This is a genomic window from Shewanella sp., assembly GCF_047975355.1.
GTDB lineage: Bacteria > Pseudomonadota > Gammaproteobacteria > Enterobacterales > Shewanellaceae > Shewanella.
This window is the reverse complement of the sequence record NZ_JBKEDJ010000036.1, coordinates 1-24,775: the sequence shown is the minus strand read 5'-3', so window position 1 is coordinate 24,775 and position 24,775 is coordinate 1. Positions and strand designations below refer to the sequence as shown.

Genomic DNA, 24,775 nt, shown 5'->3' with positions numbered 1-24,775 from the left:
CTTCAGCGAGGGCTTAGCCATCCACCTTAGCAGCAAACAAATAGCCCTCACCATGGACAGTGACAAAGAGTTCGGGATTAAGCTTATTACGCAGGCGGCGGATGATGACGTCTATGGTTCTGTCATTCACATCCTGATTGCGATGGCTGGTTTGCTGCATTAAGCGCTCGCGGGAAAGCACCTGCTGCGGATGCAGCGCAAAGGCAGTTAATAACTCAAATTCGGCCTTGGTGAGCTTGATAAGCGTCTCCCCTTGGCGCAGCTTACGGCTGTTTAATTCGAGCTGATAGCCTTCGAAGCTAATCACATCATCGGGCTCAGATAACTCCTGCACCAGCGCCTGCTCGGCTTGTTTTACCAGAGAAATCCGCCACAGTAGGTTTTTCACCCTAACCAATAGCTCCCGCAGCTCGAAGGGCTTAGTCACATAGTCATCGGCGCCCATCTCGAGGCCGACGATTTTATCAATCGATTCATCACGGCCCGAGACCAAGATAATCCCCACATGGGAACGGCTGCGTAGCTCACGGGTTAAGCTTAAGCCATCGACCCCAGGCAGGTTAATGTCTAACATAATTAAATCAATATGTTGACGATTAAACTCGTGCCACATCTGCTCGCCATCGGCAGCCTCAACGACGCGGTAACCTTCTTTTTCAAAATACCCTTTCAATCGCGCACGAATAACCGCTTCATCATCGACAACGAGCACACTATAGGCCATGTTCTACATCTCTTATTTTGCTTAACTGAATTATTCATACTTTTTCATATTTGCATATGAGGAAAAGGTAAAATATGCGATCTCCGTTACTTTCTCGCACAAAAAACTGCCGAACTTTTACAGTAACATCAATATGACATATGCTTATGCATATTGATTGGGGTGAGCACTAACAAACTATGAACGATAAAAAAGTAGTGATTGATGAAAGACGTAAGTTCTCGCGGATCCTCTTTGCCGCAAACGCATCGGTGCACCAAGGCGATAAACAGTGGCAAACCACCATACTCGACCTCAGCCTAAATGGCGCACTGGTGGACGAGCCTGCTGGGTTTAGTCATTCAGGTGAGCCCATCACCCTCAGTTTTACCTTGCCGGGCTCGGATATTGAGCTGCAAATGGAAACCGAGTTGGTGCATCAATGCAATCAACAGTTAGGGCTTAAATGCAAGTTTATTGATGTTGACAGCATCAGCCACCTCAAACGTATCGTTGAGTTGAACTTAGGGGATGCGTCGTTACTGAATCGTGAATTAGTGCTATTTATCGAAAAACATAACAGCGCTGATTAAATATAAAAGTTCATTATGACAAAGACTTGGCGGCCAATGGCACCATAAAAAACAGCGCAGTTAGGCGCTGTTTTTTTGTTTTAGGATTATATCGCCTCAAGGGCTTCGGATAATTTTGCCACGCCCACCACTTCCATGCCCGCAGGCGGCTTTTTCGGCACATTGGCGCGGGGCACAATCGCCCGCTTAAAGCCATGTTTGGCGGCTTCGACGAGGCGCTCCTGACCATTTGGCACGGGGCGAATTTCGCCTGATAACCCCACCTCACCAAACACCACTAAATCGCTCGGTAAAATATCGCCACGGAAACTCGACACCATGGCCAGCAGCAGGGTTAAGTCGGCACTGGTTTCGGTCACTTTAACCCCGCCCACGACGTTGACAAACACGTCCTGATCCGACATTTGCAAACCACCATGGCGATGCATCACAGCCAGTAACATGGCTAAACGGTTTGCATCCATGCCCACAGCGACGCGGCGTGGGTTCGACATCGCCGAATTGTCCACCAGCACCTGAAGTTCTACCAGCAGCGGACGCGTACCTTCCCACACCACCATCACTAAGGAGCCAGAGGACTCTTCCTCGCCGCGGGAAAGGAAAATCGCCGAAGGGTTAGCAACTTCCTTCAAACCACGCTCGGTCATGGCGAATACGCCTAACTCGTTAATCGCCCCAAAACGGTTCTTGTGGGAGCGCAAGGTGCGATAACGGCTGTCGCTATCCCCTTCAAACATCACAGAACAATCGATACAGTGCTCAAGCACTTTAGGCCCTGCGAGGCTGCCGTCTTTGGTCACATGGCCGACCATGATCACGGCAATGCCGTTTTGCTTGGCAAAGCGAGTTAAATAGGAGGCCGATTCACGCACCTGTGACACACTGCCGGGGCTCGATGCTACATCGCTCATGTGCATGACTTGAATAGAGTCGACGACGATGACTTTTGGCGATTCTTGCAGGGCGACTTCGCAGATCTGCTCCACACTGGTCTCGGATAACATCCGCAGTTTATTGGTCGGCAACCCTAAGCGATGGGCGCGCATAGCGACTTGCTGCAGGGACTCTTCGCCCGTCACATAGAGCGCTGGCATTTGCTCGGCTAAATGGCACAGGGTTTGGAGTAACAGCGTACTCTTACCGGCACCGGGATGACCACCAATCAGAATCGCAGAGCCTGGCACTATACCGCCCCCGAGCACCCGGTCGAGCTCGCCAAAATGGCTCACAATCCGTGGTAACGCATTGAGGTCAATTTGGTCTAAGGTTTTGACTTCGCTACTACCAGCACCGGCATAACCCGCAAACTTAGTTCTCCGTCCGGGCGAGGCGGCGCCTAAGCGCACTTCGGTTATCGTATTCCACTCCTGACAAGCACTACACTGCCCTTGCCAGCGAGGAAAATCCTGTCCACACTCATTGCACACGTACGCGGTTTTATTCTTTGCCATAACTTATTAAAATCTGTATAAAATCAATTTAAGTAACTGTGAATACTGCCGACATTAGACTAACACAGCACGGCATAAAATCAGCATTAGAAAAGACCCTACATGAGTTTAGATAACCATAATGCACTCATAGAACAGCTCAAGCCGCTACTCATGGAACCGAATTTCCAAGAGATTTTTCAGCAGCTGACTGCCGATGAAAACAATTCGACCCGTTTTCTATTGAAAATGGAGTTGAATCGTTTGGCTTCGCCCTGCACTCGGATTATCGATCTTAGGGACAAGTCTGAGCTGCCCTGCACCGAAGTCATGCTCGGCCAGCAGCGCCATTTTCTCGATGAACCAGCCAAACATAGCCTGCAAGCGGCCATGTCCCTTTACCGCAACAAATACACCTTAGGCGTGTATGAATACGTCATCAATGCCCATCAACAGCGGCGGCAAAAACTGCGTCAAGTGACACAACAAACGGATGGCGTTGAACCCGAACCTTTTATGGTTCCCGGAGTGGTGCTCGGCAGTTATTTTAATCGCGCCGAAGAGCGGATGAATTACAGCATCCGCATTGCGGTCTCCCAGCCTGGACGGCCAGAAATGCCAGGGATCACTGTTGATTTATCGATTGGTGGTGCACGTATTCGCTTGGCGGCAAATCATCACTTCGATCTCGACAAGCCCCTCAAGGTCAAACTGCTCGAACTCAGTGAAGAATATTACTACCCCGACTTGCAACTTGGGGTCGATTATCAGATTGTTGACAGCCAAACCAATGGTGAATTCATTTGGTTAAGATTACGACGGATTGGTGGCACCGATGCCTTAGGTGAAATGCTGGGCAATTTAATCCGGGGCTATAAACTTCGCTATAAGCTGGATGTTAACGATGTTTTAGTGACTGCATCGGGTCTGGGGTTCGAGCGTCATTACCTGCCGCACCTGCCGCATCTGCCTTTGTTTCTCAATCAGCAGTCCCAATCGATCACTCATATGCTGCTGAGCCGCGACAACCAGCAGATAGTACATTATTTTCAGGATGAGAATGATATCAGCCAGTTGCCCGCCATGCTGACGCCAGCAAGACTCTCTGCACTGGTCAATCATCCCGAAAATCCCGATTACGGATTGTTTTTTAGCTTTACCTACAACGCCCAAGGCTCACTGTATTTTTACTCGGCCACCTTAGCCGAATTAAAAGCCAAGGGCATGACGTCATTATTCCTCGGTTTTGCCTCAACCAAACCGAGCTGGCGCATTTACAAACTCATCCCCGATAAGATTTACCATGCCAAAGGCTATCGCCGAGCCACTCTTCCGGGGGATGATGCCAAATACAGCCCGCTGGTGGAACAACAATTGGCCCAGTTCAGCCATATGCTGCAGCTCATCGATCTCACCAATGAAGATGAAAGAGCCACCTATAAAGCCTGGCAGGACGATAGCAATGCCAATGCCCTCAAAGCCTTCGGCCAACAGCGGCTCACCGCGCATCAAATAAAATCGGTTTCGATGCAATTTAGTGAGCGTCGACAGGAAGCGCGTTTTGCCTTCAAAACCTTAGTCAATGTGTCACAGGGTGGCATAAAAGCGACGGGGATTACCTTAGATATTTCTGGGCGTGGCATGCAGCTCACCTTAGATAATCCAGCAGAGTTTGTTGCAAACAAACCTCTAATGATCAGCTTGCCTAAGTTGCAGACCATTGCCGGTAAAACCCAACTGGATAATTTACCCTATCGCCTAGTGCGTACCCGTAAAAATGGCGTGACGCTTCATCTCGCCGCAGTCATGGGCCATACGCCCCACGTTGGTGTGGAGTTTTTAAATAAACTAATTGCCCATAATCGTGAAAAACTGGAGCAGTTGACCGAAAACAATAGTGAGATCAAAGAGCTAGCCGATGGTCTGAAAAACATCCTGTTACGCGAGCTACATTCGGTTCCCTACTTTGTTGAAAAAACAACAAAATCAGCTCAAATCGCCTGTTTAGGGGTCAGCACTGAGCATGATGAGATCAGTAATATTTTTGCCGCAGGCTCCTCGGATACTTTGCAATATAATCTCGCGCCGCTGCTGAAGGATGGATTCTTCAAACGGGATATTCTCGAGCCTATTCGCCAAATGAAGCCGCAGCAGGATATGGATTTTATTGAGGTATTTATCCAGTTAACCCGCCAGTCCCGCGGTCAATTCCATTTAAAATGTATGCCCGCCACCGAGCTTGGTGATGCTCAGGCTAAAGTCGCCTTTATCAATCAAAGCAAACTGGCGGGACGTTTTATGGCGCTGCGAATTTATCGTGGTGCGACCGAGAAACCCGATATAGGTTACCTGAGGCGTGAATTGGAATATATCAACGTCCACGCAAACCACAGGGCAAAGCAACTTGAAGATCAGCTCTGGCGGATTATCGGCGTGGGAGAGTTACTGGATATCACCCAAGAGGTGGAGCTGCGCTACCCTGCACTGCAAAAATGATATGGGGCGCTGTGTCCTAATCTTTTAAAACAGCTAATTCAAACCCTAAATACCAATCGCGGATCTGCGGGAAATGGTCATTCATCGCATCCAGATGAGTCAGCATATCCGCATGCCCATAATCATGTTTGAAGCCATTCGCCTTTGAGAGCAGAATGTATTTTACTTGGCGAAAACCACACTCAGAGATCATATCGGCGACATCTTCGGGATGACCAAGCACAGTGTCGTTTTGCCCTGCAATAAACCACGCGACGGGCCAGTTAGCCGCCTTCGCCGCCTTACCATAATCGAAGCCATCGTCATGGTCACGCCACTCTCCACGCACCCAATCAATGCTTTGAGTTAACGAGGCGCGGCTCTCGTTATCCATACCGACACGCAGTTTATCGGCGGCGAGATATCCTTGCCCCACAGCTAAACTCGGGGCGAGACGATTCCAAAACACATCGACCATCAACCATTTTTTAAAGGACTTCACTCGGATCGTGCGCTTGCTGCCAAAGGTCAGTAGTGAAAGCACACTCTGCTGCAATTCGGGATAACGCGCCAAGGCACTCGCCATCAAGACGCCGCCCCAAGAATGCGCACACCAATGCACCTGTGTTGGCACAGGCTTCCCCTGCTGCTGACAAAGCTGTTGATGTATCTTCAAAATATACTGCTGTACTAATGGCAGTTGCTCGCGGATCACCTCCCCTTGCCCCAGAGTAAACCCACGCGCAATTTTGGGTAGACTCAAACCTCTCCCCGCCGTATCCAGCACATAAACCACAAAGCCCGCCTGAGCGAGAAAGCATCCTAAGCCTCGACCACTCTGGCTGTAAAATACCCGGCCATTGGACATAGCGCCATGCAACATCAGGATCGGAGGCTTTGAAAAATCCGCATTAGCAGGTAACAACTGGCGCAGATGCAATTGCCCATCTCGGTACGGAATATAGAGGGAAGTTTGAGCAGGTGTTTGCGCCGAGAGCAGAGGTGAAGTGGGAGTCAAAGTCAGTCGCTGGTAGTCCATTAATGAACACTAAACTACCAGCTAAGCGTCAAAACACAAGAGTCATTACTCTAATGTAACGACTCGGATACAGCGGATGAATTAAAACTGCAGCAGATAAGGCAGTACTCGTAAATCTAAACTGCGGATCCGCGCATCCGCCGCCGCAGAAAGTTTGGGCTTGGCATGGAAGGCTATCCCAAAATCCGCTGCCTGCACCATAGGGATATCGTTTGCACCATCGCCTATTGCGACACGCTGCCCTGAAGGGATCTGCCATTCTTGGCTACAACGGCTAACCACATCGGCCTTAAACTGGGCATCGACGACTTTCCCCGTGACGGTTCCCGCGAGCTTTCCGTCAGTAATCACTAACTCATTGGCAAAAGCCGCGTCTAAATTCAGCAGCAATTTTAGATGACCAACAAACGGTGTAAAGCCTCCCGAAGCGACGACTAAACGCCAACGGTGAGACTTAAGCTCGGCCAGCATGGCCTCAAGACCTGGCATCAATGGCAAAGTATCACATAAGGTTTGAATAATCTTGGCATCGGCGCCCTCGAGCTGGGCAACCCTTTGACGCAGACTCTGCTCGAAATCCAGCTCGCCCAGCATCGCGCGCTCTGTGATCGCCGCTACTTGTTCGCCGACCCCTGCCATCGCGGCAAGTTCATCAATACATTCAATTTGGATCGCGGTAGAATCCATGTCCATCACCAGTAAACCGGGTTCGCTCAGTTTAGGTAATGGGCCGCGAATAAGATGTAACTCCACCTGTAATGGACAGGTGGCTAACAGCTCGGCACTCGGCTCCACAGGAAGCGCTAATTCAACACAATGCAGCGCCACTTGACGGCGAATGGGTGCGATGGAGAGCGAGGTTAATTTGAGGCTTTTAGCCAGAGAAACAATCCAAGCCGCTAATGAGTCTTCAAGGCTTAAATCTTCGTAAATCAGACGCATAGCAAATCCACTCTGGGATGGCCGTGTAGACGATTCCTGATAAGCCTCGAAACTGAGCCCCTGATATTCAAAGCGAGGTGAAGGGCTAGCAGCTAACCATACAAACAGCGCATTTTGGTTCAAGCTTTCCATAGGACTCGTGTTCTCCAACTATCGGGCTCACTCAGAATCAATTATGATTAGGCAAGCGCTCTAACTATTAAGGGTCAAAGTGTTATATCTTAAAGGGCTAAAGAAAAGCCATAAAATCAGTAGACTGCTCCAAATCGCCATCGCCCTGACCTTGATGGTCGGCTTAGTGCAATTGTGGCAGACAAGCCTACTACAAGGTCAGCTGCTTCTAAAGTCCCAAACGCAAAAGATGGCCAGATTACTGGTGCAACAAACGGCCTACAGCGCGGCGCCCGCCCTGCAATTGCAAAACGATGAACAGCTCCAATGGCTGGCCAGCGCCCTAGTCGAAGATCCTAAGGTGATGTCGGCGGCGATTTTCAGCGATCAAGGTATCCGTTTAGCCTTCGCCCAAAGCCTCACCAATGAAGCCTTAGATCCCGAATCGGAAGACATGAGTTTGCTCCTGAGCAAATATCCGCCCTATGTCGAACCCGTGATCCAAGATGGAAAAAATTTAGGCTATGTCGAGGTTAGACTCGATACCAAACTATTTTTTAATGAAATCAAAGAGGCACATAACCTGAATATGGAGCAACAGCAAATGATGCTGCTGGTTGCTGGCCTCATCGGTATGTTGTTATCCCGCGCCTTATCCTTTAAACGCGCCGATTTTGATCGCCGCCGCACCCGCGCCAAATTGCGTAAAAACCCTAAGAAGAATAAAGCCATAAAAGCAGACGAAGCGTCCGAGGAACCTAAACCTGAGGATAATCTGAATGCACACCAGGATGAAGTGGCAGCAAGCGATACTCAACCTCCTCATAATGCAGCTCAAAAGCCCACAGAAGACAAAGAGGCCAAAGAAAGCAAAGAAACAAAAGCCCTCGACACTCAGCTCTCAGGGAAAACCGCAGTAAACACCGAGGCCCCGGATGAGGATAGCAATAAAGCCATTGCCGAACCTAAAGCGAAGAAAGCCAAAGCGATAACAGAAACAAAAGCTGCACTTGCGCAAGAACAAGTATCAGAGAAAGCGCTTGATGTGAAACCAGAGCTTAAACCAGAGATAAAACCAGAGAAAGATACAAAGGATGAGTCATCATCTGAGCCAAGGTCTCAATCTCAGTCTCAATCTAAAACGGATACCAAGGAACAGACGACTCAAGCTACAGCTTCAGTCTCCGAGCCGAAAAGCCCAGAGCCCACACCAAATAAACCTAAGGTTAAATCGGTGCGCCGAGTCAAAACCAATGCGGCCAAATCCACCGCTGAGAAAGCCCCGGCACAACCGAGCGATTTAGATACCGATTCTACGGGTTAATCGGGCGTCTCTGCCCAAACTGAAGCGTCTTGGGTTCAGCGCCGCATGGCACAGAATTATCCATCTATAATTCAGCAGCACAGCTAAACCGATTGAACGTGAAGATAACGAGGTAATAAAAAAGGGTTCGCAGTGCGAACCCTTTTTATATGACGAGATTAGCGACAGATTACAGCGTAATTGCTGCGTCTAATGTCATCACGATCATATCGTTGAACGTGGTTTGACGCTCATCAGAAGTGGTTTTTTCGCCAGTACGGATATGGTCAGATACAGTTACCACACACAATGCACGGGCACCGAATTCATGGGCAACACCGTATAAACCAGCGGCTTCCATCTCTACGCCTAACACGCCCATTTTTTCCATCACGTCAAACATTTGTGGATCAGGAGTGTAGAACAGATCGGCAGAGAAAACGTTACCAACACGGATCTTAGTGCCTTTCACTTTGGCAGATTCGATCACGGCATTCATCAGCTCGTAGTTCGCAATAGCAGCGAAATCTTGGCCTTTGAAACGTAAACGGTTAACTTGCGAATCGGTACAAGCACCCATGCCGATGATCACATCGCGCACTTTAACGTCAGTGCTGATCGCACCACAAGTACCCACGCGGATCAGGTTCTTAACGCCGTAGTCTTTAATTAATTCAGTTGCATAGATTGAGCATGAAGGAATACCCATGCCTGAACCCATAACAGAAATACGTTTACCTTTGTAAGTACCGGTAAAACCTAACATGTTTCGAACGTCAGTCACTTGCTCAACATTTTCTAAGAATGTTTCAGCAATATATTTTGCACGTAATGGATCGCCTGGAAACAGAACTGTCTCAGCGAATGCGCCCTCTACAGCATTAATGTGTGGTGTTGCCATCGAAATAACCCCTGTTTATTTTATTAAGACTTAAGTCTTTGTTTACTGGCGGCCCAATCTTGGCCGCCAAATCGAGATCTTGCACGTTTACTTAGATAAACGATTCACCGTATTCCATCGGTTCGAGCTTGAAGTAGCTTGCGATAGATTGGCCGATATCGGCGAAGCTGTTACGACGACCGAGTGAACCAGCTTTCAGCCCTGCACCATAGGCCAATACAGGCACATATTCACGGGTATGGTCAGTACCTTGCCACGTTGGATCGCAACCATGGTCAGCGGTGAGGATTAACAGATCGTCCTCATCCAGCAGCGCGAGCATTTCAGGTAAACGCGAGTCGAAATACTCCAGCCCTTTCGCATAACCTGCCACATCACGGCGGTGCCCATAGTGGGAGTCAAAATCAACAAAGTTAGTGAATACAATAGTATTTTCACCTGCTGATTTCACTTCGGCTAAAGTCGCATCAAACAATGCTTCTAAACCGTTTGCCTTCACCTTTTTGGTGATACCACAGTAAGCGTAAATATCGGCAATCTTGCCCACACTCACCACTTCACCACCGGCGGCTTTTAACTTATCTAATACTGTCTTCGCTGGCGGTTCGAGGGAGTAATCCTTACGGTTACCAGTACGAGCAAAGTCACTTGGGCCAGTGCCATCGAATGGACGCGCAATCACGCGGCCAATGTTGTAAGGCTCTAACTCTTCGCGGGCAATTTCGCAAAGACGATATAAGTTTTCTAAGCCAAATGTGCCTTCATGGCAGGCAATTTGGAATACCGAATCCGCCGAGGTATAAAAAATCGGTTTGCCAGAACGCATGTGTTCTTCGCCTAATTCTTCCAGAATAGTAGTACCAGAAGCATGGCAGTTACCTAAAAAGCCATCGAGTCCTGCACGGGCTAGAATCTTATCTGTCAGCTCTTTAGGGAACGAGTTTTGGTGCTCACTGAAATAGCCCCAGTCGAACAATACGGGCACACCCGCCATTTCCCAGTGACCGCTCGGGGTATCTTTACCCGAACTTAATTCCTGAGCGTGGCCATAGGCACCAATCAGCTCAACATTGTCAGCAAAACCTGGAGCAAACGCGCCAGTACTTTCCATCGCCGCATGGGCTAAACCTAAACGCGCTAGGTTTGGAAGCTTTAATGGGCCTTCACGACCAATATCCGCTTTACCTTCGGCGCACGCTTTGGCGATATGGCCAAAAGTGTCAGAACCTAGATCCCCAAATTTGGCGGCGTCACCTGCTGCGCCCACGCCAAAGGAATCCAACATCATTATAACTGTACGTTTCATAATTCTTCCTTAAAGATCCGCTGCTCGGATATAAGCATAGATCTCAGGTGTTTTTTCTGGAGCGACTTCATCAATACGAATCGCTTTTTTCACGGCCTCTTCCGCCTGAGCAAAGGCATCTTCGGATTGCGCGTGGATAACGGCAATCGGCGTAGAAGCATCAATCTTATCGCCAAGGGCACAGACTTGCGTCAGACCAACACTGTAGTCGAGTGCATCACCAGGCTTGCGACGACCACCGCCTAAGGTAACTACGGCTAAACCGAGTTCACGGGTGTCCATGCTGTGGGCATAACCTTGGGTATCAGCAAAGACTGGGCGAATAATTTGTGATTGCGGTAAGTACTTACTGTAGTTTTCGACAAAATCGACTGGACCACCGAGACCTGAAACCATCTTGCCAAAGATCTCGGCAGCGCGGCCGTTATCTAATACGCGGTTTAACTTGGCACGGGCATCCGCTTCATCGGTAGCGAGGCCACCAAGGAGTAACATCTCGGCGCAAAGCCCCATAGTCACAGCGTATAGACGAGGATTACGGTAAGCACCGGTTAAGAAGTCGATGGCTTCTTTCACTTCAACCGCATTACCCGCACATGAGGCTAATACTTGGTTCATGTCAGTGAGTAAGGCTGTCGTTTTAGTGCCTGCGCCATTAGCTACCGCAGCAATGCTGCGAGCAAGCTCTTCAGAGGCTTGGTAGGTTGGCATAAATGCACCGCTACCGACTTTGACGTCCATCGCCAATGCATCGAGACTACAAGCTAATTTCTTAGAGAGAATAGAGGCGGTAATGAGGGAGATGGATTCGACGGTCGCGGTGTTGTCACGGATGGAGTAGAAACGTTTATCGGCGGGAACCAGATCGCCTGTTTGGCCGATAATCGCCACACCAACGTCTTTAACCACTTTGCGGAACAATTCACTCGAAGGTTCGGTTTGATAACCGGGAATAGCGTCGAACTTATCGAGTGTGCCGCCTGTGTGTCCAAGTCCGCGACCCGAAATCATCGGCACATAACCACCGCAGGCCGCGGCCATGGGGCCGAGCATCAGACTAATCACATCTCCGACACCACCTGTGCTGTGCTTATCGACGATGGGACCATTGAGGTTTAACGCGTCCCAATTGAGCACAGTGCCAGAATCGCGCATTGCCGTGGTCAAAGCGATTCTTTCATCCATATTCATGTCATTAAAGTACACTGCCATGCCCAATGCGGCGATCTGACCTTCCGACACTGCATTGGTGGTTATGCCCTTAACGAAGAACTGGATCTCTTCGGTACTCAAGGCTAAACCATTGCGTTTCTTACGTATAATTTCTTGAGCTAGAAACATGATACTGCCTCCAAGCTAAATACTAATACAACATATCCGTTATTTAGCTTTGCAATGAAACATCAAAACTGTAACAATATTACAATTACATGCTATCGAAGTTTTGATGTTTCCAACTAGATTTAGGTCACACTTAATTAGTTTCGATATACGATTTTGGTATTAATCGAGACGCAATGTTCGATTAATAGCCTTGAGTCGGCTTAGGCGCATCGGCTAATTCTAATGTGTGTAACAAGCTGTTGAGTAAGCTTGAAGCACCAAATCTAAAGGTACGTGGAGAGACCCAATCCGCACCGAGAATACGCTCAGCCATACCTAAAAACTCAGCAGCTTGAGCAGCATCACGTACGCCACCAGCAGGCTTAAAGCCCACTTTGGTGTTCTTTTCACTGATCACAGTCAGCATGATTTCAGCCGCTTCAAGCGTCGCGTTAACGGGCACTTTACCGGTAGAGGTTTTGATAAAATCAGCACCCGCATCGATTGAAAGCTCTGACGCACGGCGAATAAGCGCAGGATCGGCTAATACACCAGATTCGATGATCACTTTCAGTAATACTTCACCACAGGCTTCTTTACAGGCTTTGACTAACTCGTAACCAACAGTTTCGTTGCCTTCCATCAGCGCGCGGTATGGGAATACAACGTCGACCTCATCGGCGCCATAGGCGACCGCTGCACGGGTTTCTAAAACCGCAATTGCAATATCATCGTTACCGTGTGGGAAGTTAGTTACTGTCGCGATTTGAATGTCTTCAGCGCCCAGCTCATCGAGGGTCTTACGTGCGATAGGAATGAAGCGAGGATAGATACAGATGGCAGCAGTATTACCCGCTGGCGTCACGGCTTTGTGACACAGGTCGATCACCTTCTGATCGGTATCGTCATCGTTTAAGGTGGTTAAATCCATAAGTTCGATGGCGCGTTGTGCTGCTTTTTTTAAATCAGTCATAATAGCTCTCCAAAAGAAAAACAAATAAATAGAAATCAGTCGCATAAGCAACGCTTAGAGGTGGCATTATTGTGATTATTTTTATTGGCCGGGCCTTCAGGCGATGCCGAGTAATTTGTGTAGGGCAAATTACATGTTTATTAGGTATTCAATCTTGCCTATACATTACACATAGGCATCCTGACACTTAAATTAACTATAAGTGATCACGACTTGAATCCTTGAAGACCGGAAGAGAGGATACGAATAATGTCTTGTTCCTACTTTTCCGCGAAAAATCCGTTTTAGCGCGAGAAAAACACAAACCTTTATATAAACGCACTGCTCAAATTATAAATGGGTTTAGATAAAGATTCATGACACATAAAAGATGGAGCCGCCATCGCGGCTCCAACGGCTCTTACAAGAAATTAGAACTTGTAAGTAGCTGACAGGTAATGTGACCAACCTGTTGATTCTAAACCAACTAAGCCACCTTTATCTTCCAGTAAGTAAACGTCTTTGAAGCCTTTCAGGCCATAGCCCAGAGCATAGCGATCTGAGTGCCAGTATAGACCGAAGAAGATGTTACCACCGTTAGACGTTTTAGGCACATACAAGTCATCAGTTGCATCAGCACCGAATTGGTAATCGATGTAACCTTGGAATGACAGGAAGCTCTTGTTGTCGAAGAAGTAGAAAGGCTTGAACCAGTTAGCAGAGAATTGGTAACCGTTCCACTCTTTAGCGTTCATGTCGTAGTAACCGTACAGGTTCATACCTGTTTTGCCTAACCAAGGCACGTTTACATCAGCACCAATACCCCAGAAAGTAGAGTTAACGCCTTCACCATTCAGACCGTCCCAGTTGAACAGAGTAGAGAAGTAAACTTCTTGGATTGGACCGAAAGATAAATCTTTACCCGTTAATGCATCGATAGAAACACGTGGAGCAAATTTCATGAACAGCTTGCTGGTACCAGAACCTGGGTTCTTGTCACCGTCTTTGGTGTTCTCGTTTGCTAAGTTGAATACGTCAACATAACCATAGAGATCGAAAATACCAGAACGGCCGCCGAACTCCATTTCTAAGTAGTTGTGTTGGTCGCCAGAAGCTGGGTTATCAGGCTTTTCGCCGATAGAGTACATAGCGTTGAACTGCATCCACTTGTAGTCAGAACCGTGAAGGTCTGTACGGTCTGCAGCAAATGCGTTACCAGAGATTGCAGCTACTGCTGTAGCAGCTAAAGCTAAAGTTTTAACGTTTTTCATCATCAACCCCATTATTTTGTTTGCTACCATCTAGAGTAGCGTTCTTTTTGTGGCGCTCGCATTCTACCTCGATTAAAAAAAATCTCAATAATCTAGTGTAAAATCACGAACACAAAATTCTTAATTGTGAACAAAGTCGCGACTTGTTATTTACGATTAATTAACTTAACCATATGTCACGACCGTAAGACAGCATCACAGCTAAAGTTTAGTTGTAATCAGGCCTATACAATCGGGAAATATTCACTACTGGAAAATGGTTGAATTAACTTAGGTCCTGCCCTGCATGGTCAGGACCCAGTTAGTGGGGATCGTCTCCCCTACACGCCTATGCTTAGATAGCTAAGAACAGACCTGCAATTGTTGCACTCATTAAGTTAGCTAAAGAACCAGCGATAACAGCACGGATACCTAACTTAGCTAAATCGTGACGACGGTTAGGCGCCATTGCACCTAAACCACCCAGCAGAATCGCAATCGAAGACAAGTTAGCGAAACCACACAGTGCAAACGAAATAATCGCTTTGGTTCTGTCAGTCATTGCTAAACCAGTTTCAGCTACAACCATACCGCCATCAGCGATGTCTTTTAAGTATGGTGCGAAGTTGAGGTAAGCTACGAACTCGTTAACAACGATTTTCTGACCGATGAAAGAACCAGCAACCAGTGCTTCGTTCCAAGGCACACCGATTAAAAAGGCTAAAGGCATGAAGATGTAACCAAGGATCAGTTCCAGTGTTAAACCTTCAACACCAAACCAGCCACCCACACCACCGATGATGCCGTTGATCATAGCGATCAAACCAACGAAGGCTAACAGCATTGCACCTACGTTTAACGCTAAGTGCATACCAGATGAAGCACCCGCTGCTGCAGCATCTAATACGTTAGCTGGCTTATCAGGATCTTCCGGTAATTCATCCATGTCGTTTTTAGCAACTTCAGTCTCTGGGTGCATCAGTTTAGCCATTAATAGACCACCTGGTGCCGCCATGAATGACGCAGCAACTAAGTACTCAATAGGCACGCCCATTTGCGCGTAACCAGCAAGTACAGAACCTGCGATAGAAGCTAAGCCACCCACCATGATCGCAAACAGTTCTGATTGAGTCATTGTAGGAATGAATGGACGAACCACTAACGGCGCTTCAGTTTGACCAACGAAGATGTTAGCAGTCGCAGACATAGATTCTGTACGGCTAGTGCCTAATGCTTTTTGCAGACCACCACCGATGATACGGATGATCCACTGCATGATGCCTAAGTAGTACAGAACGGCGATCAGAGAAGAGAAGAACACGATAACTGGCAACACGTTTACCGCGAAGATAAAGCCAAGTTTGAAGTTAGCTAAATCACCGAACAGGAAACCGATACCGTTTTGTGCATAACCGATAACGCTAGAAACCGCGTCAGATACACTTTTCAGGATATCTTTACCGACAGGAACGTACAGTACAAAACCACCGAAGGCGGCCTGGATGGCTAATGCACCACCCACTGTACGCAAGTTAATTGCTTTTTTGTTATTTGATAGGAGGAAACCTATCGCAAGTAGGACGACCACCCCTACTAAGCTCATCAATATATTCATTAACCATCACCCTATTGTTAACACTTTTTAATTATGTTGTTAATCAACCTATTTCCGAGTCAGATTATACCCGAGAGAAAGTCGAAAATCGTCGTTTTGATCAAAATTTTGGAGTTTAATTTCAACCGCTTAGAGCAAAATGCTATTGCGACCTACACCTGTTTAACCAAAAACAACTAAAGGTCAAACAGTTGCATTGCATTTGACACCAAGTGTTCTGATATTAGAACACTAGATTTTTTTTGCAAAGTTGCAATTTTGTCTAGAAAAAGTACAGCATTAGCGGGTTGGTTCCGTTTTTCTGTAACATTTAGCGGGGTCATGGCAGGAGAATCAGTCTCAAGTAGGAAGCTGTCTAAGGGCAATTCGCTGACAGTTTTAAGCAGTTTTTTCGCATTGGGATTCATCACTAAGCCCCCAATACCTAACTTAAAACCCAGCTTAATATATTCGGTCGCAATGTCGGGACTGCCAGAAAAGGCATGTATCACGCCACCTCTGGCGAGTTTATGACGCTTTAAATGGGATAATATCTCTTGGTGAGCTTTGACGGCATGAACGATCACGGGCAAGTTCATCTCATGGGCAAGTGTGAGTTGCGCATCGAAAAATACTAACTGCTTACTCCAATTATCAACATAAAGTTTGTCTAAACCGCATTCACCAATAGCAACAAAACGGGGACATTCTCGTAACTGAGAAACTTGAAATGTTAATGCAGAAATCGCCTTATCAACATCTTCGGGGCAAAACCAAGGATGGATCCCTAAGGCAAAATAACACTGATATTGTTCAGCAATCGCCAATTGTTTTGGCCAGTGCTCAGGGGAAACGCCGGGAATAATCAGATTATCGATGCCCACTTGCCGCATTCGTTGCACGACCTGTTCGCGGTCAATGTCAAACTCTGCAAAATCGAGATGCGCATGGGTATCTAACATCATCAATCTGTTACTCCGATTTTGTTTCTCCATTGGATAAATGAGCCTTTGCTTGGCAATTTACTTTATTGCGTGCTAATGGCGGATCTTCCAATCGCGGCATGCAGCAACGGCGATTCTCTGGCGTCAGCCCCATCTTGTCACACCAACGAATATAGGCACGCCACGCCTGAGTTATCCAATGAATCATGTGTCATCCCCAAATTGTAGATACAAAAAAGGCGGTGAATCACCGCCTTTTACCCTAGAGTCACTTACCTGTTAGTGTTCGCGTGTTTTAGCGAACTCGATATCAGGGTATCTTTCCATCGAAAGATTTAAGTTAACCATAGTTGGCGCAATATAAGTTAAGTTATCACCACCGTCGAGCGCCAAGTTTTGGCTACACTTGCGGCGGAACTCTTCTAGCTTACGCTCATCTTTACAATAAACCCAGCGTGCCGTTGAAACGCTAATACCTTCGTAAATCGCCTCAACGTTGTACTCACTTTTTAAGCGGCCGACAACCACTTCAAACTGCAGTACACCCACAGCGCCGACGATTAAATCGTTCGAGTCTAATGGACGGAACACCTGCACGGCGCCTTCTTCAGACAACTGAACTAGGCCCTTAAGCAATTGTTTTTGCTTGAGCGGATCGCGCAGACGAATACGGCGGAACATTTCGGGCGCAAAGTTAGGCACACCGGTGAAGCGGAACTTTTCACCTTGGGTAAAGGTATCACCGATACGGATTGTCCCGTGGTTATGCAAACCAATAATATCACCAGGATACGCCACTTCAGCGCGCTCACGATCGCCCGCCATAAAGGTCAACGCATCGCTGACGTTGACATCTTTACCGATGCGGACGTGGTGCATCTTCATACCTTGCTCATAACGACCCGAGCAGACACGCATAAAGGCTACGCGGTCACGGTGCTTAGGATCCATGTTAGCTTGGATTTTAAACACAAAACCGGTGAATTTCTCTTCGTCAGGCATGATCATCCGCGCATCGCTTTCACGAGGCAGCGGCTTTGGCGCCCACTCAACAATACCATCGAGGATATGGTCAACACCGAAGTTACCCAATGCGGTACCGAAGAACACTGGCGTAAGCTCACCTTTTAAGAAGGCTTGATGGTCAAATTCGTTGGATGCACCGCGAACCAGTTCCATTTCATCACGTAAATCAGCTGCATAACTACCAATAGCTTTATCTAGCTCTGGATTATCAATACCTTCAATCACGCGGCGCTCTTGAATGGTATGCCCCATACCGCTTTGGTACAGCACCACTTCATCACGCAGAATATGGTAAACACCCTTAAACTCTTTACCGCTACCGATAGGCCAAGTGATAGGCGCACAGGCGATATTGAGTACGTCCTCAACCTCATCCATTAGCTCGATAGGATCGCGAATATCACGGTCGAGTTTGTTCATAAAGGTGACGATAGGCGTATCGCGCAGGCGCGTCACTTCCATCAATTTGATGGTACGATCTTCGACCCCTTTTGCCGAGTCGATAACCATCAGGCAAGAGTCAACTGCAGTCAATGTGCGGTATGTATCTTCCGAGAAGTCTTCGTGGCCGGGAGTGTCGAGTAGGTTAACGAGTGCGCCACCATAGGGGAACTGCATGACAGACGTTGTAATCGAAATACCACGGTCTTTTTCCATTTCCATCCAGTCAGACTTAGCATGCTGACCCGATTTTTTGCCCTTAACGGTACCCGCTTTCTGCAGCGCGTTTCCGAATAACAGCACTTTTTCGGTAATGGTGGTTTTACCCGCGTCGGGGTGCGATATAATCGCGAAGGTGCGACGTTTATCGACCTCTACTTTATTGTCTGACATTTAACCTATGCACTCGTATCGCTAAAAAAGGCGCAAATTATAGCGCCTCAGTGCGTACTTGGCTAGGTAAAGCCCGAGATGAGCCTCGGGCGATATGGCTTATTTTGTGCCTTCGAGCAAACCTTTAACTTTTGCTAGCTCAATTCGCGCGTATCTGTGCTCAACAAAGTCATAAATATTAGTCGCTAAGGCAAGACGGAAATAATTCGCCGCCTCTTGATATTGATTGTTGGCGATTTCCATTTTAGCGAGGTAAAAATAAGCCTCGCATAAACGTTCGGCATATTCTTTCGGGTGAGTCAGCCCTAACTTGGCGTCGGCAAAAACTTGCTCGCGGCTCTTCACGCCAAGGTAGTAATCAACAATCACGGTTGACCAGGCATCGGTCTCTAGCCCCTTGCGGTGTTCTTGTAACTGACGTTTAGCCTCTTCGGCGTTATCCTTAGATTGGATTAGGTATAACCACAGGGCGCGGTAACCATCTTTATTATCGCCAGCGTAAAATGCTTGCATATCTTTTAAGGCAAGATCGTTTCGATCGCCATAATAGAGCGCTATGCCGCGATTCAGGTAGGCATAATCATAGTTTGGCGACAACTCTAATACACCGTCGAATGCCTCATAGGCACTATCATACTCGCCTTCTTGAGTGTAATAAATACCAAGGAAATTATAAGCATCGGCTAAATCAGGCTGCAGTTTAAGCGCCTGCATAAAATCGATACGCGCCATTAAGCGTAAACCGACACTGTCGTAAATCACGCCACGATCGTAATGAAAACGGGCTCGCTGCTCGTTGGTTAGCTCAACCGCTGATAAAATTTCGTTCAGCTTGGCAAGGGTGACTTCGACTTTATAGTCAGGCATCACAGGCGCGATGACTAACTTGCCTTCAACGTCATTTTGGTTGTCTAAGGGAGACTTAGTGGTCGCACATCCAGCCAACATCAAGCTGGCACCCGCCAGCACAGCAACAACAGCGGTTCTAATTTTAAGACTCATCCATTTCTACCTTTTTAGATTCCCAACTAACGCAGAAGAATGTTCATGATAGCAATCCCACCTCAGGACTGCTATTGAGGAATAGCATTAAACGCAATTTTATTAAACCTAAACAAACAAAAAGGAGATCAACCGATCTCCTTTTAGTCACGTCATATCAAAACTGACGCCGATAATGTCAGTAAAGACGATTATTCAGCAGCCGCTTCTTTAGTCTGTGCTTCTTTGATTGACAGTCTTACACGACCTTGACGATCCACTTCCATTACCTTAACGGTAACTTCTTGGTTCAGTTCAAGGTGGTCAGAGACGTTAGCAACACGCTCATCGCTGATTTGCGAAATGTGCACTAAACCATCTTTGCCCGGCAGAATGTTAACGAAGGCACCGAAATCAACGATACGGATAACTTTACCGTTGTAGATACGACCCACTTCAACTTCTGAAGTAATTTCTTCGATACGACGAATCGCTTCTTTTGTCGCTTCACCGTTAGAAGAAGCAATCTTCACAGTACCATCATCTTCCAGTTCGATTGTGGTACCGGTTTCTTCTGTCAGGGCACGAATAACCGCGCCTCCTTTACCGATAACATCACGGATCTTCTCTGGGTTGATCTTGATAGTCGTGATACGTGGAGCGTGGTCAGAGATATCATCACGGTGTGAACCAATCGCTTGGTCCATCACGTTCAGGATATGTACACGTGCGCCGTAGGCTTGTTGCAGTGCAATTTCCATGATTTCTTTGGTGATACCTTCGATCTTGATGTCCATCTGCAGTGCAGTTACACCGTCACGGGTACCCGCTACTTTGAAGTCCATATCACCTAAGTGGTCTTCATCACCTAAGATGTCAGACAGAACAACAAAGTCGTCGCCTTCTTTTACTAGACCCATAGCGATACCCGCTACAGAAGTCTTGATTGGTACACCCGCATCCATCAACGCAAGAGAAGTACCACAGACAGATGCCATAGAGCTTGAACCGTTAGATTCAGTGATTTCAGAAACCACGCGAACACTGTATGGGAACTCTTCGGCAGATGGCATAACTGCGTTGATACCACGCCATGCAAGCTTTCCGTGGCCGATTTCGCGGCGCTTAGGAGAACCAACCATACCGGTTTCACCCACAGAGTATGGAGGGAAGTTGTAGTGCAGCATAAAGCGGCTAGTGCGCTCGCCCATGATGCTATCAATCTTCTGCGCGTCACGCTCAGTACCTAAAGTACAAGTCACCAGCGCTTGAGTCTCGCCACGGGTAAACAATGCACTACCGTGAGTACGTGGTAATACACCCGCTAATACGCTTAATGCACGAACCATATCTGGCTCACGACCGTCGATACGCGGCTCACCACGGATGATGCGACCACGAACGACTTTCTTCTCTAAGCTACCGAGCAGGCCGTCAATTTCACGTAAATCCACATCTGGATTTGTCGCCAGCAATGCTTCTTTAGCAGCCGCTTTAACTACAGCAACTTGAGCATAACGGTCTTGTTTAACTTGAATTTGATATGCTTGCGCTAAACCGGCTTCAGCTAATTCTTTTACTTGAGCAACTAAAGCTTCGTTGGCAACAGGTGCAGTCCAATTCCAAGCTGGTTTACCCGCTTCTGCTTTGAATTCAGCAATCGCTTTGATAACCACTTGTTGTTGGTCATGACCATAAACCACTGATCCTAACATCACTTCTTCAGGTAAGGCTTGAGCTTCTGACTCAACCATCAATACCGCACCCTCAGTACCAGCAACAACTAAGTTCAGTTGGCTGTTTGCTAACTGGGTAACCGTTGGGTTCAGCACATATTCGCCATTGATGTAACCCACTCGCGCCGCACCTAATGGACCGCTGAACGGAATACCCGAAATGGCCAGCGCAGCAGAAGTACCGATCATCGAAATGATATCCGGCTCGATTTGTGGATCGACAGATACTACAGTGATGATGACTTGAACTTCGTTTGTGAAACCATTAGGGAAAAGAGGACGAATTGGACGGTCGATCAGGCGAGCGATTAATGTCTCATCTTCTGAAGGACGGCCTTCACGCTTAAAGAAACCACCAGGAATTTTACCCGCTGCGTAGCTCTTTTCTTGATAGTTAACAGTCAGAGGAAAGAAGTCACGGCCTGCTTCAGCTTCTTTTTTACCAACAACAGTGACTAACACCGTTGTGTCACCCATGCTAGCTAAAACGGCAGCGTCTGCTTGACGTGCAATGACACCTGTTTCCAGGGTGACTGTATGTTGACCATACTCAAAACTCTTTACAATTGGATTCACGTGACCCATTCCTTAATTAATGACCTTGAATTACGCGCGTAAGTATACTGCAATTAGGAACAATAGATAAAGAGCAGATAATGATGACAAAGGTCTATCTTTTCACTAAAGTGGATAAACGAACAAAGAGTTATGTTGTAACTTTATGTAGCAATATCCCCAATAGCGAAAACAACAATAATAAAGGATGGGCTTAATGACGGGTCGCTTTAAATCCCTAACTTGGAAACAAACTAATCTCGTCGTTTTTACAGCGCTTTTTTTCGCTATTGCTATTTTTATTGTTGAAATCGCCCTCGTTGTCGTTTCCACCAAACAGCAACTCACCACCACTCAGCAGGAATTGCTTGATTCTGTTGAACAACCCGCAGCCAACGCCGTTTGGGCGTTAGACGATAATCTCGCAAGGCAAACCCTTGAAGGGGCGATTAAAGTAGAGCATGTAGGTTCGGCGGTGATTGAACTCGATGATGGCTCCATGTTTGTGTCAGTCAGCAATAATAAGAAAAACGACTCTCAGACCTTTATCAGCCTTAGCAACAAACTCTTTGATGACTTAAAAGAAATTTCGCGGCCCTTATACCGTCCCTTCTATTTTGAAGGCACACAAAAACAGCAACTGATTGGCACATTAACCATTTTTTACGACACACAGGAGCTGACCAACACACTCTTTAGTCAGTTAAGATTCAGTTTTTTTGCCACCCTAGCCCGAGCGCTTCTACTCACTTTAGTGCTATCGGTCGTATTCCACCGCTTCTTAACTCAGCCTATCGCTCGCATTAGTGAAGCGATAGATAAAATCTCCCCCGATTCACCCGATGAAAACCTGCTGCCCATGTCTAATGCCCATAAGGATGATGAACTTGGCTTGGTGACATCGAAGTTTAACCAAATCCTTATACAATTCAGTCAAACCCAATCCAAACTGCGTAAGATGGCAACCCGCGACCCTCTCACAGGCCTGCCCAATCGAACCCTATTACTCGAAACCATTGCCGTCACAATCCAGCGCTCACGGGTTCATAAAAGCAGTTTTGCCTTGATGTTTATCGATTTAGACCGTTTCAAAAATATCAATGATTCCCTAGGCCACGCCCTTGGCGACCAGTTCCTTGCCCGCATTGCCCGTATTTTAGAACGCGTAGTCGGCGATAAAGGTTCAGTGTCACGCTTAGGCGGCGATGAGTTCGTGATTTTAGCCGACTCAGTTCACTCCCCCGATCAAGCGGCCGACTTTGTCGATAAGCTCTTAGTGCAGCTCAATGTGCCGATTCAGTTAAATGAGCATGCGATTCATCCTGCGGCATCAATTGGAATTTCCATCTATCCAGAAGATGGCAATAGCGCCGAAGATCTTATCCGCCATGCCGACATAGCGATGTACAGTGCTAAGGCCGCAGGGTCGAATCAATGGGCCTTCTTCAAGCAGCAAATGACCGAGCGTGCTGCTGTACGGCTACGTACCGAAGCCTCGCTACATGATGCGTTGAAAAATAATGAATTCTTGCTCTACTTCCAACCCAAGTTGGATTTGCAAACCGGTAAGATCACAGCCTGTGAAGCCCTGATCCGTTGGCAAAAAGATGGCCGCTTAATCAGCCCGATTTCTTTTATTCCAGTGGCAGAAGAGACTGGCATTATCATTCCGATTGGGCGCTGGGTGATTGAACAAAGTTGCCGAGTACTGCGTGAATGGCAGAAAAAATATAACTTTGCGATTCCTATCGCCATCAACGTTGCTTCACAACAATTTGCCGATGCAAGTTTAGTGTCGGATATCAAGCAAATGGCGCTGCGTTATCAAATTCAGCCGGAATTACTCGAAATTGAAATAACTGAAACCTCATTGATGAATGATATTGAGCTGGCAATCAACAAGTTGGAACAACTCAAATCAGCAGGTTTTGGTATCGCCGTTGATGATTTCGGCACGGGTTATTCTTCCTTGTCTTACCTTAGACACCTGCCGATCACTACGATGAAAATCGACCGTTGCTTCGTATCCGACTTACCGGGGGATAGCGCAATTGCCTCGACCATTTTGATGTTAGGTAAACAGTTAAATCTCACTATTGTTGCTGAAGGGATTGAAAACGAAATGCAACTCGATTGGCTCAAGCGTAATCAATGCCAAATTGGTCAAGGCTTCTACTTTAGCCAGCCTTTGCCGCAGGCGGAGTTTGAGGCGCTGTATATTGCCAATCAAACCGCAACCATTAGCAATATCGATGGATTACGTGGCGCCTAATAAGCGATCAAATAGTGTAGAACACTGAATTTGAGGCAATAAAAAAGGAGGCTTAGCCTCCTTTTTTACGTCAGTAAACGCGTGATTAACGACGTAAACCTAACTTTTGGATCAGCTCATTGTAACGCGCTGCTTCAGTACGCTTCAGGTAAGCTAATAACTTACGACGAGCGCTAACCATGCGTAACAGACCACGACGTGAGTGGTGATCGTGGATGTGCTCTTTGAAGTGATCTTGCAAATGGTTGATTTGAGCAGTTAACAGCGCAACTTGAACTTCAGTTGAACCAGTGTCGTTTGCGCCACGGCCAAATTCAGCCAGGATCTTTGCTTTCGCTTCAGTACTTAGTGACATGTGTCTCTCCAAATATAAAATGTGAATCTCTAGCCGATCACTAACTCAGCCAGAGGGCGCGCTATTCTACCCATAATCCTTGGCGCGCGCAATAAATGCGATGGATTAATAACCCAAGATAATCAATTAAGATGCTTTAGCTTGGTCGTG

20 protein-coding genes are annotated in these 24,775 nt (G+C 47.2%); 4 read left to right on the top strand and 16 right to left on the bottom strand.

The features are described from left to right. Positions 1–13 precede the first annotated feature (13 nt). Positions 14–724 (bottom strand): two-component system response regulator TorR, encoded by a 711-nt coding sequence (torR, locus tag ACK5NH_RS11600; RefSeq protein WP_416920241.1) that lies wholly within the window; start codon positions 722–724, stop codon positions 14–16. Positions 725–924: 200 nt separating this feature from the next. Here torR and ACK5NH_RS11595 point away from each other — a divergent pair, with 200 nt between their 5' ends. Further along, the gene (locus tag ACK5NH_RS11595; protein WP_416920258.1) at positions 925–1,296 is read left to right on the top strand and encodes a PilZ domain-containing protein; all 372 of its coding nucleotides are present in this window, start codon (positions 925–927) and stop codon (positions 1,294–1,296) included. Between the two features lie 86 nt (positions 1,297–1,382). On the opposite strand, the gene radA is transcribed toward ACK5NH_RS11595, so the two are convergent. After that, on the bottom strand, positions 1,383–2,747 hold the full coding sequence (radA, locus tag ACK5NH_RS11590) for a DNA repair protein RadA (protein ID WP_416920239.1): 1,365 nt from the start codon (positions 2,745–2,747) through the stop codon (positions 1,383–1,385). Positions 2,748–2,849: 102 nt separating this feature from the next. Here radA and ACK5NH_RS11585 point away from each other — a divergent pair, with 102 nt between their 5' ends. Continuing rightward, positions 2,850–5,222, top strand: a complete 2,373-nt coding sequence (locus ACK5NH_RS11585; protein ID WP_416920237.1) for a PilZ domain-containing protein — start codon at positions 2,850–2,852, stop codon at positions 5,220–5,222. A gap of 16 nt (positions 5,223–5,238) precedes the next feature. Here the strand turns inward: ACK5NH_RS11585 and ACK5NH_RS11580 are convergent, their stop codons facing one another. Both ACK5NH_RS11580 and serB read right to left on the bottom strand, forming a co-directional pair. Further along, positions 5,239–6,240: an alpha/beta fold hydrolase gene (locus tag ACK5NH_RS11580; RefSeq protein ID WP_416920236.1), complete on the bottom strand. Its 1,002-nt coding sequence runs from the start codon at positions 6,238–6,240 to the stop codon at positions 5,239–5,241. 81 nt (positions 6,241–6,321) lie between these two features. Further along, positions 6,322–7,314 (bottom strand): phosphoserine phosphatase SerB, encoded by a 993-nt coding sequence (gene serB / locus ACK5NH_RS11575; RefSeq protein WP_416920235.1) that lies wholly within the window; start codon positions 7,312–7,314, stop codon positions 6,322–6,324. A gap of 79 nt (positions 7,315–7,393) precedes the next feature. Here serB and ACK5NH_RS11570 point away from each other — a divergent pair, with 79 nt between their 5' ends. Beyond that, on the top strand, positions 7,394–8,617 hold the full coding sequence (locus ACK5NH_RS11570; RefSeq protein ID WP_416920234.1) for an AhpA/YtjB family protein: 1,224 nt from the start codon (positions 7,394–7,396) through the stop codon (positions 8,615–8,617). Positions 8,618–8,786: 169 nt separating this feature from the next. Here the strand turns inward: ACK5NH_RS11570 and deoD are convergent, their stop codons facing one another. From deoD to pnp, 11 genes are all read right to left on the bottom strand, one after another. Next, positions 8,787–9,497: a purine-nucleoside phosphorylase gene (gene deoD, locus ACK5NH_RS11565; protein ID WP_011621831.1), complete on the bottom strand. Its 711-nt coding sequence runs from the start codon at positions 9,495–9,497 to the stop codon at positions 8,787–8,789. 91 nt (positions 9,498–9,588) lie between these two features. Beyond that, positions 9,589–10,803: a phosphopentomutase gene (locus ACK5NH_RS11560; RefSeq protein ID WP_416920233.1), complete on the bottom strand. Its 1,215-nt coding sequence runs from the start codon at positions 10,801–10,803 to the stop codon at positions 9,589–9,591. 9 nt (positions 10,804–10,812) lie between these two features. Continuing rightward, entirely contained in the window at positions 10,813–12,144 is a 1,332-nt protein-coding gene (gene deoA / locus ACK5NH_RS11555; RefSeq protein WP_416920232.1) for a thymidine phosphorylase, read from the bottom strand. Positions 12,145–12,328: 184 nt separating this feature from the next. Continuing rightward, complete coding sequence (gene deoC, locus ACK5NH_RS11550) at positions 12,329–13,099, bottom strand: deoxyribose-phosphate aldolase (protein ID WP_416920231.1); 771 nt, start codon at positions 13,097–13,099, stop codon at positions 12,329–12,331. Positions 13,100–13,509: 410 nt separating this feature from the next. After that, a complete protein-coding gene (locus ACK5NH_RS11545; protein ID WP_416920230.1) occupies positions 13,510–14,349 on the bottom strand; it encodes an outer membrane protein OmpK in 840 nt (279 codons plus the stop codon). A gap of 334 nt (positions 14,350–14,683) precedes the next feature. Continuing rightward, positions 14,684–15,943, bottom strand: a complete 1,260-nt coding sequence (locus ACK5NH_RS11540) for a NupC/NupG family nucleoside CNT transporter (RefSeq protein WP_011621826.1) — start codon at positions 15,941–15,943, stop codon at positions 14,684–14,686. Between the two features lie 176 nt (positions 15,944–16,119). Then, a complete protein-coding gene (locus tag ACK5NH_RS11535; RefSeq protein WP_416920256.1) occupies positions 16,120–16,884 on the bottom strand; it encodes a TatD family hydrolase in 765 nt (254 codons plus the stop codon). 10 nt (positions 16,885–16,894) lie between these two features. Beyond that, positions 16,895–17,074 carry a hypothetical protein gene (locus tag ACK5NH_RS11530; protein ID WP_416920229.1) on the bottom strand — a complete coding sequence of 60 codons (180 nt, stop codon included), beginning with the start codon at positions 17,072–17,074 and terminating at the stop codon, positions 16,895–16,897. A gap of 71 nt (positions 17,075–17,145) precedes the next feature. Further along, positions 17,146–18,726 (bottom strand): peptide chain release factor 3, encoded by a 1,581-nt coding sequence (gene prfC, locus ACK5NH_RS11525; protein ID WP_011716148.1) that lies wholly within the window; start codon positions 18,724–18,726, stop codon positions 17,146–17,148. A gap of 99 nt (positions 18,727–18,825) precedes the next feature. Beyond that, entirely contained in the window at positions 18,826–19,728 is a 903-nt protein-coding gene (gene nlpI / locus ACK5NH_RS11520; protein WP_416920228.1) for a lipoprotein NlpI, read from the bottom strand. Positions 19,729–19,919: 191 nt separating this feature from the next. Then, positions 19,920–22,019 carry a polyribonucleotide nucleotidyltransferase gene (pnp, locus tag ACK5NH_RS11515; RefSeq protein ID WP_416920227.1) on the bottom strand — a complete coding sequence of 700 codons (2,100 nt, stop codon included), beginning with the start codon at positions 22,017–22,019 and terminating at the stop codon, positions 19,920–19,922. A 196-nt stretch (positions 22,020–22,215) separates the two neighbouring features. Between pnp and ACK5NH_RS11510 the strand changes: the two genes are divergently transcribed. Continuing rightward, positions 22,216–24,270, top strand: coding sequence for a putative bifunctional diguanylate cyclase/phosphodiesterase (locus ACK5NH_RS11510; protein ID WP_416920226.1), 2,055 nt, complete (start codon positions 22,216–22,218; stop codon positions 24,268–24,270). 85 nt (positions 24,271–24,355) lie between these two features. Here ACK5NH_RS11510 and rpsO read toward each other — a convergent pair whose 3' ends face one another. After that, positions 24,356–24,625, bottom strand: a complete 270-nt coding sequence (rpsO, locus tag ACK5NH_RS11505; protein ID WP_011621820.1) for a 30S ribosomal protein S15 — start codon at positions 24,623–24,625, stop codon at positions 24,356–24,358. Positions 24,626–24,775 lie beyond the last annotated feature (150 nt).

Bases quoted from the DNA above. Each gene is read 5' to 3' on its own strand.
- torR (WP_416920241.1), bottom strand. From the start codon at position 724: ATGGCCTATAGTGTGCTCGTTGTCGATGATGAAGCGGTTATTCGTGCG.
- radA (WP_416920239.1), bottom strand. From the start codon at position 2,747: ATGGCAAAGAATAAAACCGCGTACGTGTGCAATGAGTGTGGACAGGAT.
- ACK5NH_RS11585 (WP_416920237.1), top strand. From the start codon at position 2,850: ATGAGTTTAGATAACCATAATGCACTCATAGAACAGCTCAAGCCGCTA.
- ACK5NH_RS11580 (WP_416920236.1), bottom strand. From the start codon at position 6,240: ATGGACTACCAGCGACTGACTTTGACTCCCACTTCACCTCTGCTCTCG.
- serB (WP_416920235.1), bottom strand. From the start codon at position 7,314: ATGGAAAGCTTGAACCAAAATGCGCTGTTTGTATGGTTAGCTGCTAGC.
- deoD (WP_011621831.1), bottom strand. From the start codon at position 9,497: ATGGCAACACCACACATTAATGCTGTAGAGGGCGCATTCGCTGAGACA.
- ACK5NH_RS11560 (WP_416920233.1), bottom strand. From the start codon at position 10,803: ATGAAACGTACAGTTATAATGATGTTGGATTCCTTTGGCGTGGGCGCA.
- deoA (WP_416920232.1), bottom strand. From the start codon at position 12,144: ATGTTTCTAGCTCAAGAAATTATACGTAAGAAACGCAATGGTTTAGCC.
- deoC (WP_416920231.1), bottom strand. From the start codon at position 13,099: ATGACTGATTTAAAAAAAGCAGCACAACGCGCCATCGAACTTATGGAT.
- ACK5NH_RS11545 (WP_416920230.1), bottom strand. From the start codon at position 14,349: ATGAAAAACGTTAAAACTTTAGCTTTAGCTGCTACAGCAGTAGCTGCA.
- ACK5NH_RS11540 (WP_011621826.1), bottom strand. From the start codon at position 15,943: ATGAATATATTGATGAGCTTAGTAGGGGTGGTCGTCCTACTTGCGATA.
- ACK5NH_RS11535 (WP_416920256.1), bottom strand. From the start codon at position 16,884: ATGTTAGATACCCATGCGCATCTCGATTTTGCAGAGTTTGACATTGAC.
- ACK5NH_RS11530 (WP_416920229.1), bottom strand. From the start codon at position 17,074: ATGATTCATTGGATAACTCAGGCGTGGCGTGCCTATATTCGTTGGTGT.
- prfC (WP_011716148.1), bottom strand. From the start codon at position 18,726: ATGTCAGACAATAAAGTAGAGGTCGATAAACGTCGCACCTTCGCGATT.
- nlpI (WP_416920228.1), bottom strand. From the start codon at position 19,728: ATGAGTCTTAAAATTAGAACCGCTGTTGTTGCTGTGCTGGCGGGTGCC.
- ACK5NH_RS11510 (WP_416920226.1), top strand. From the start codon at position 22,216: ATGACGGGTCGCTTTAAATCCCTAACTTGGAAACAAACTAATCTCGTC.
- rpsO (WP_011621820.1), bottom strand. From the start codon at position 24,625: ATGTCACTAAGTACTGAAGCGAAAGCAAAGATCCTGGCTGAATTTGGC.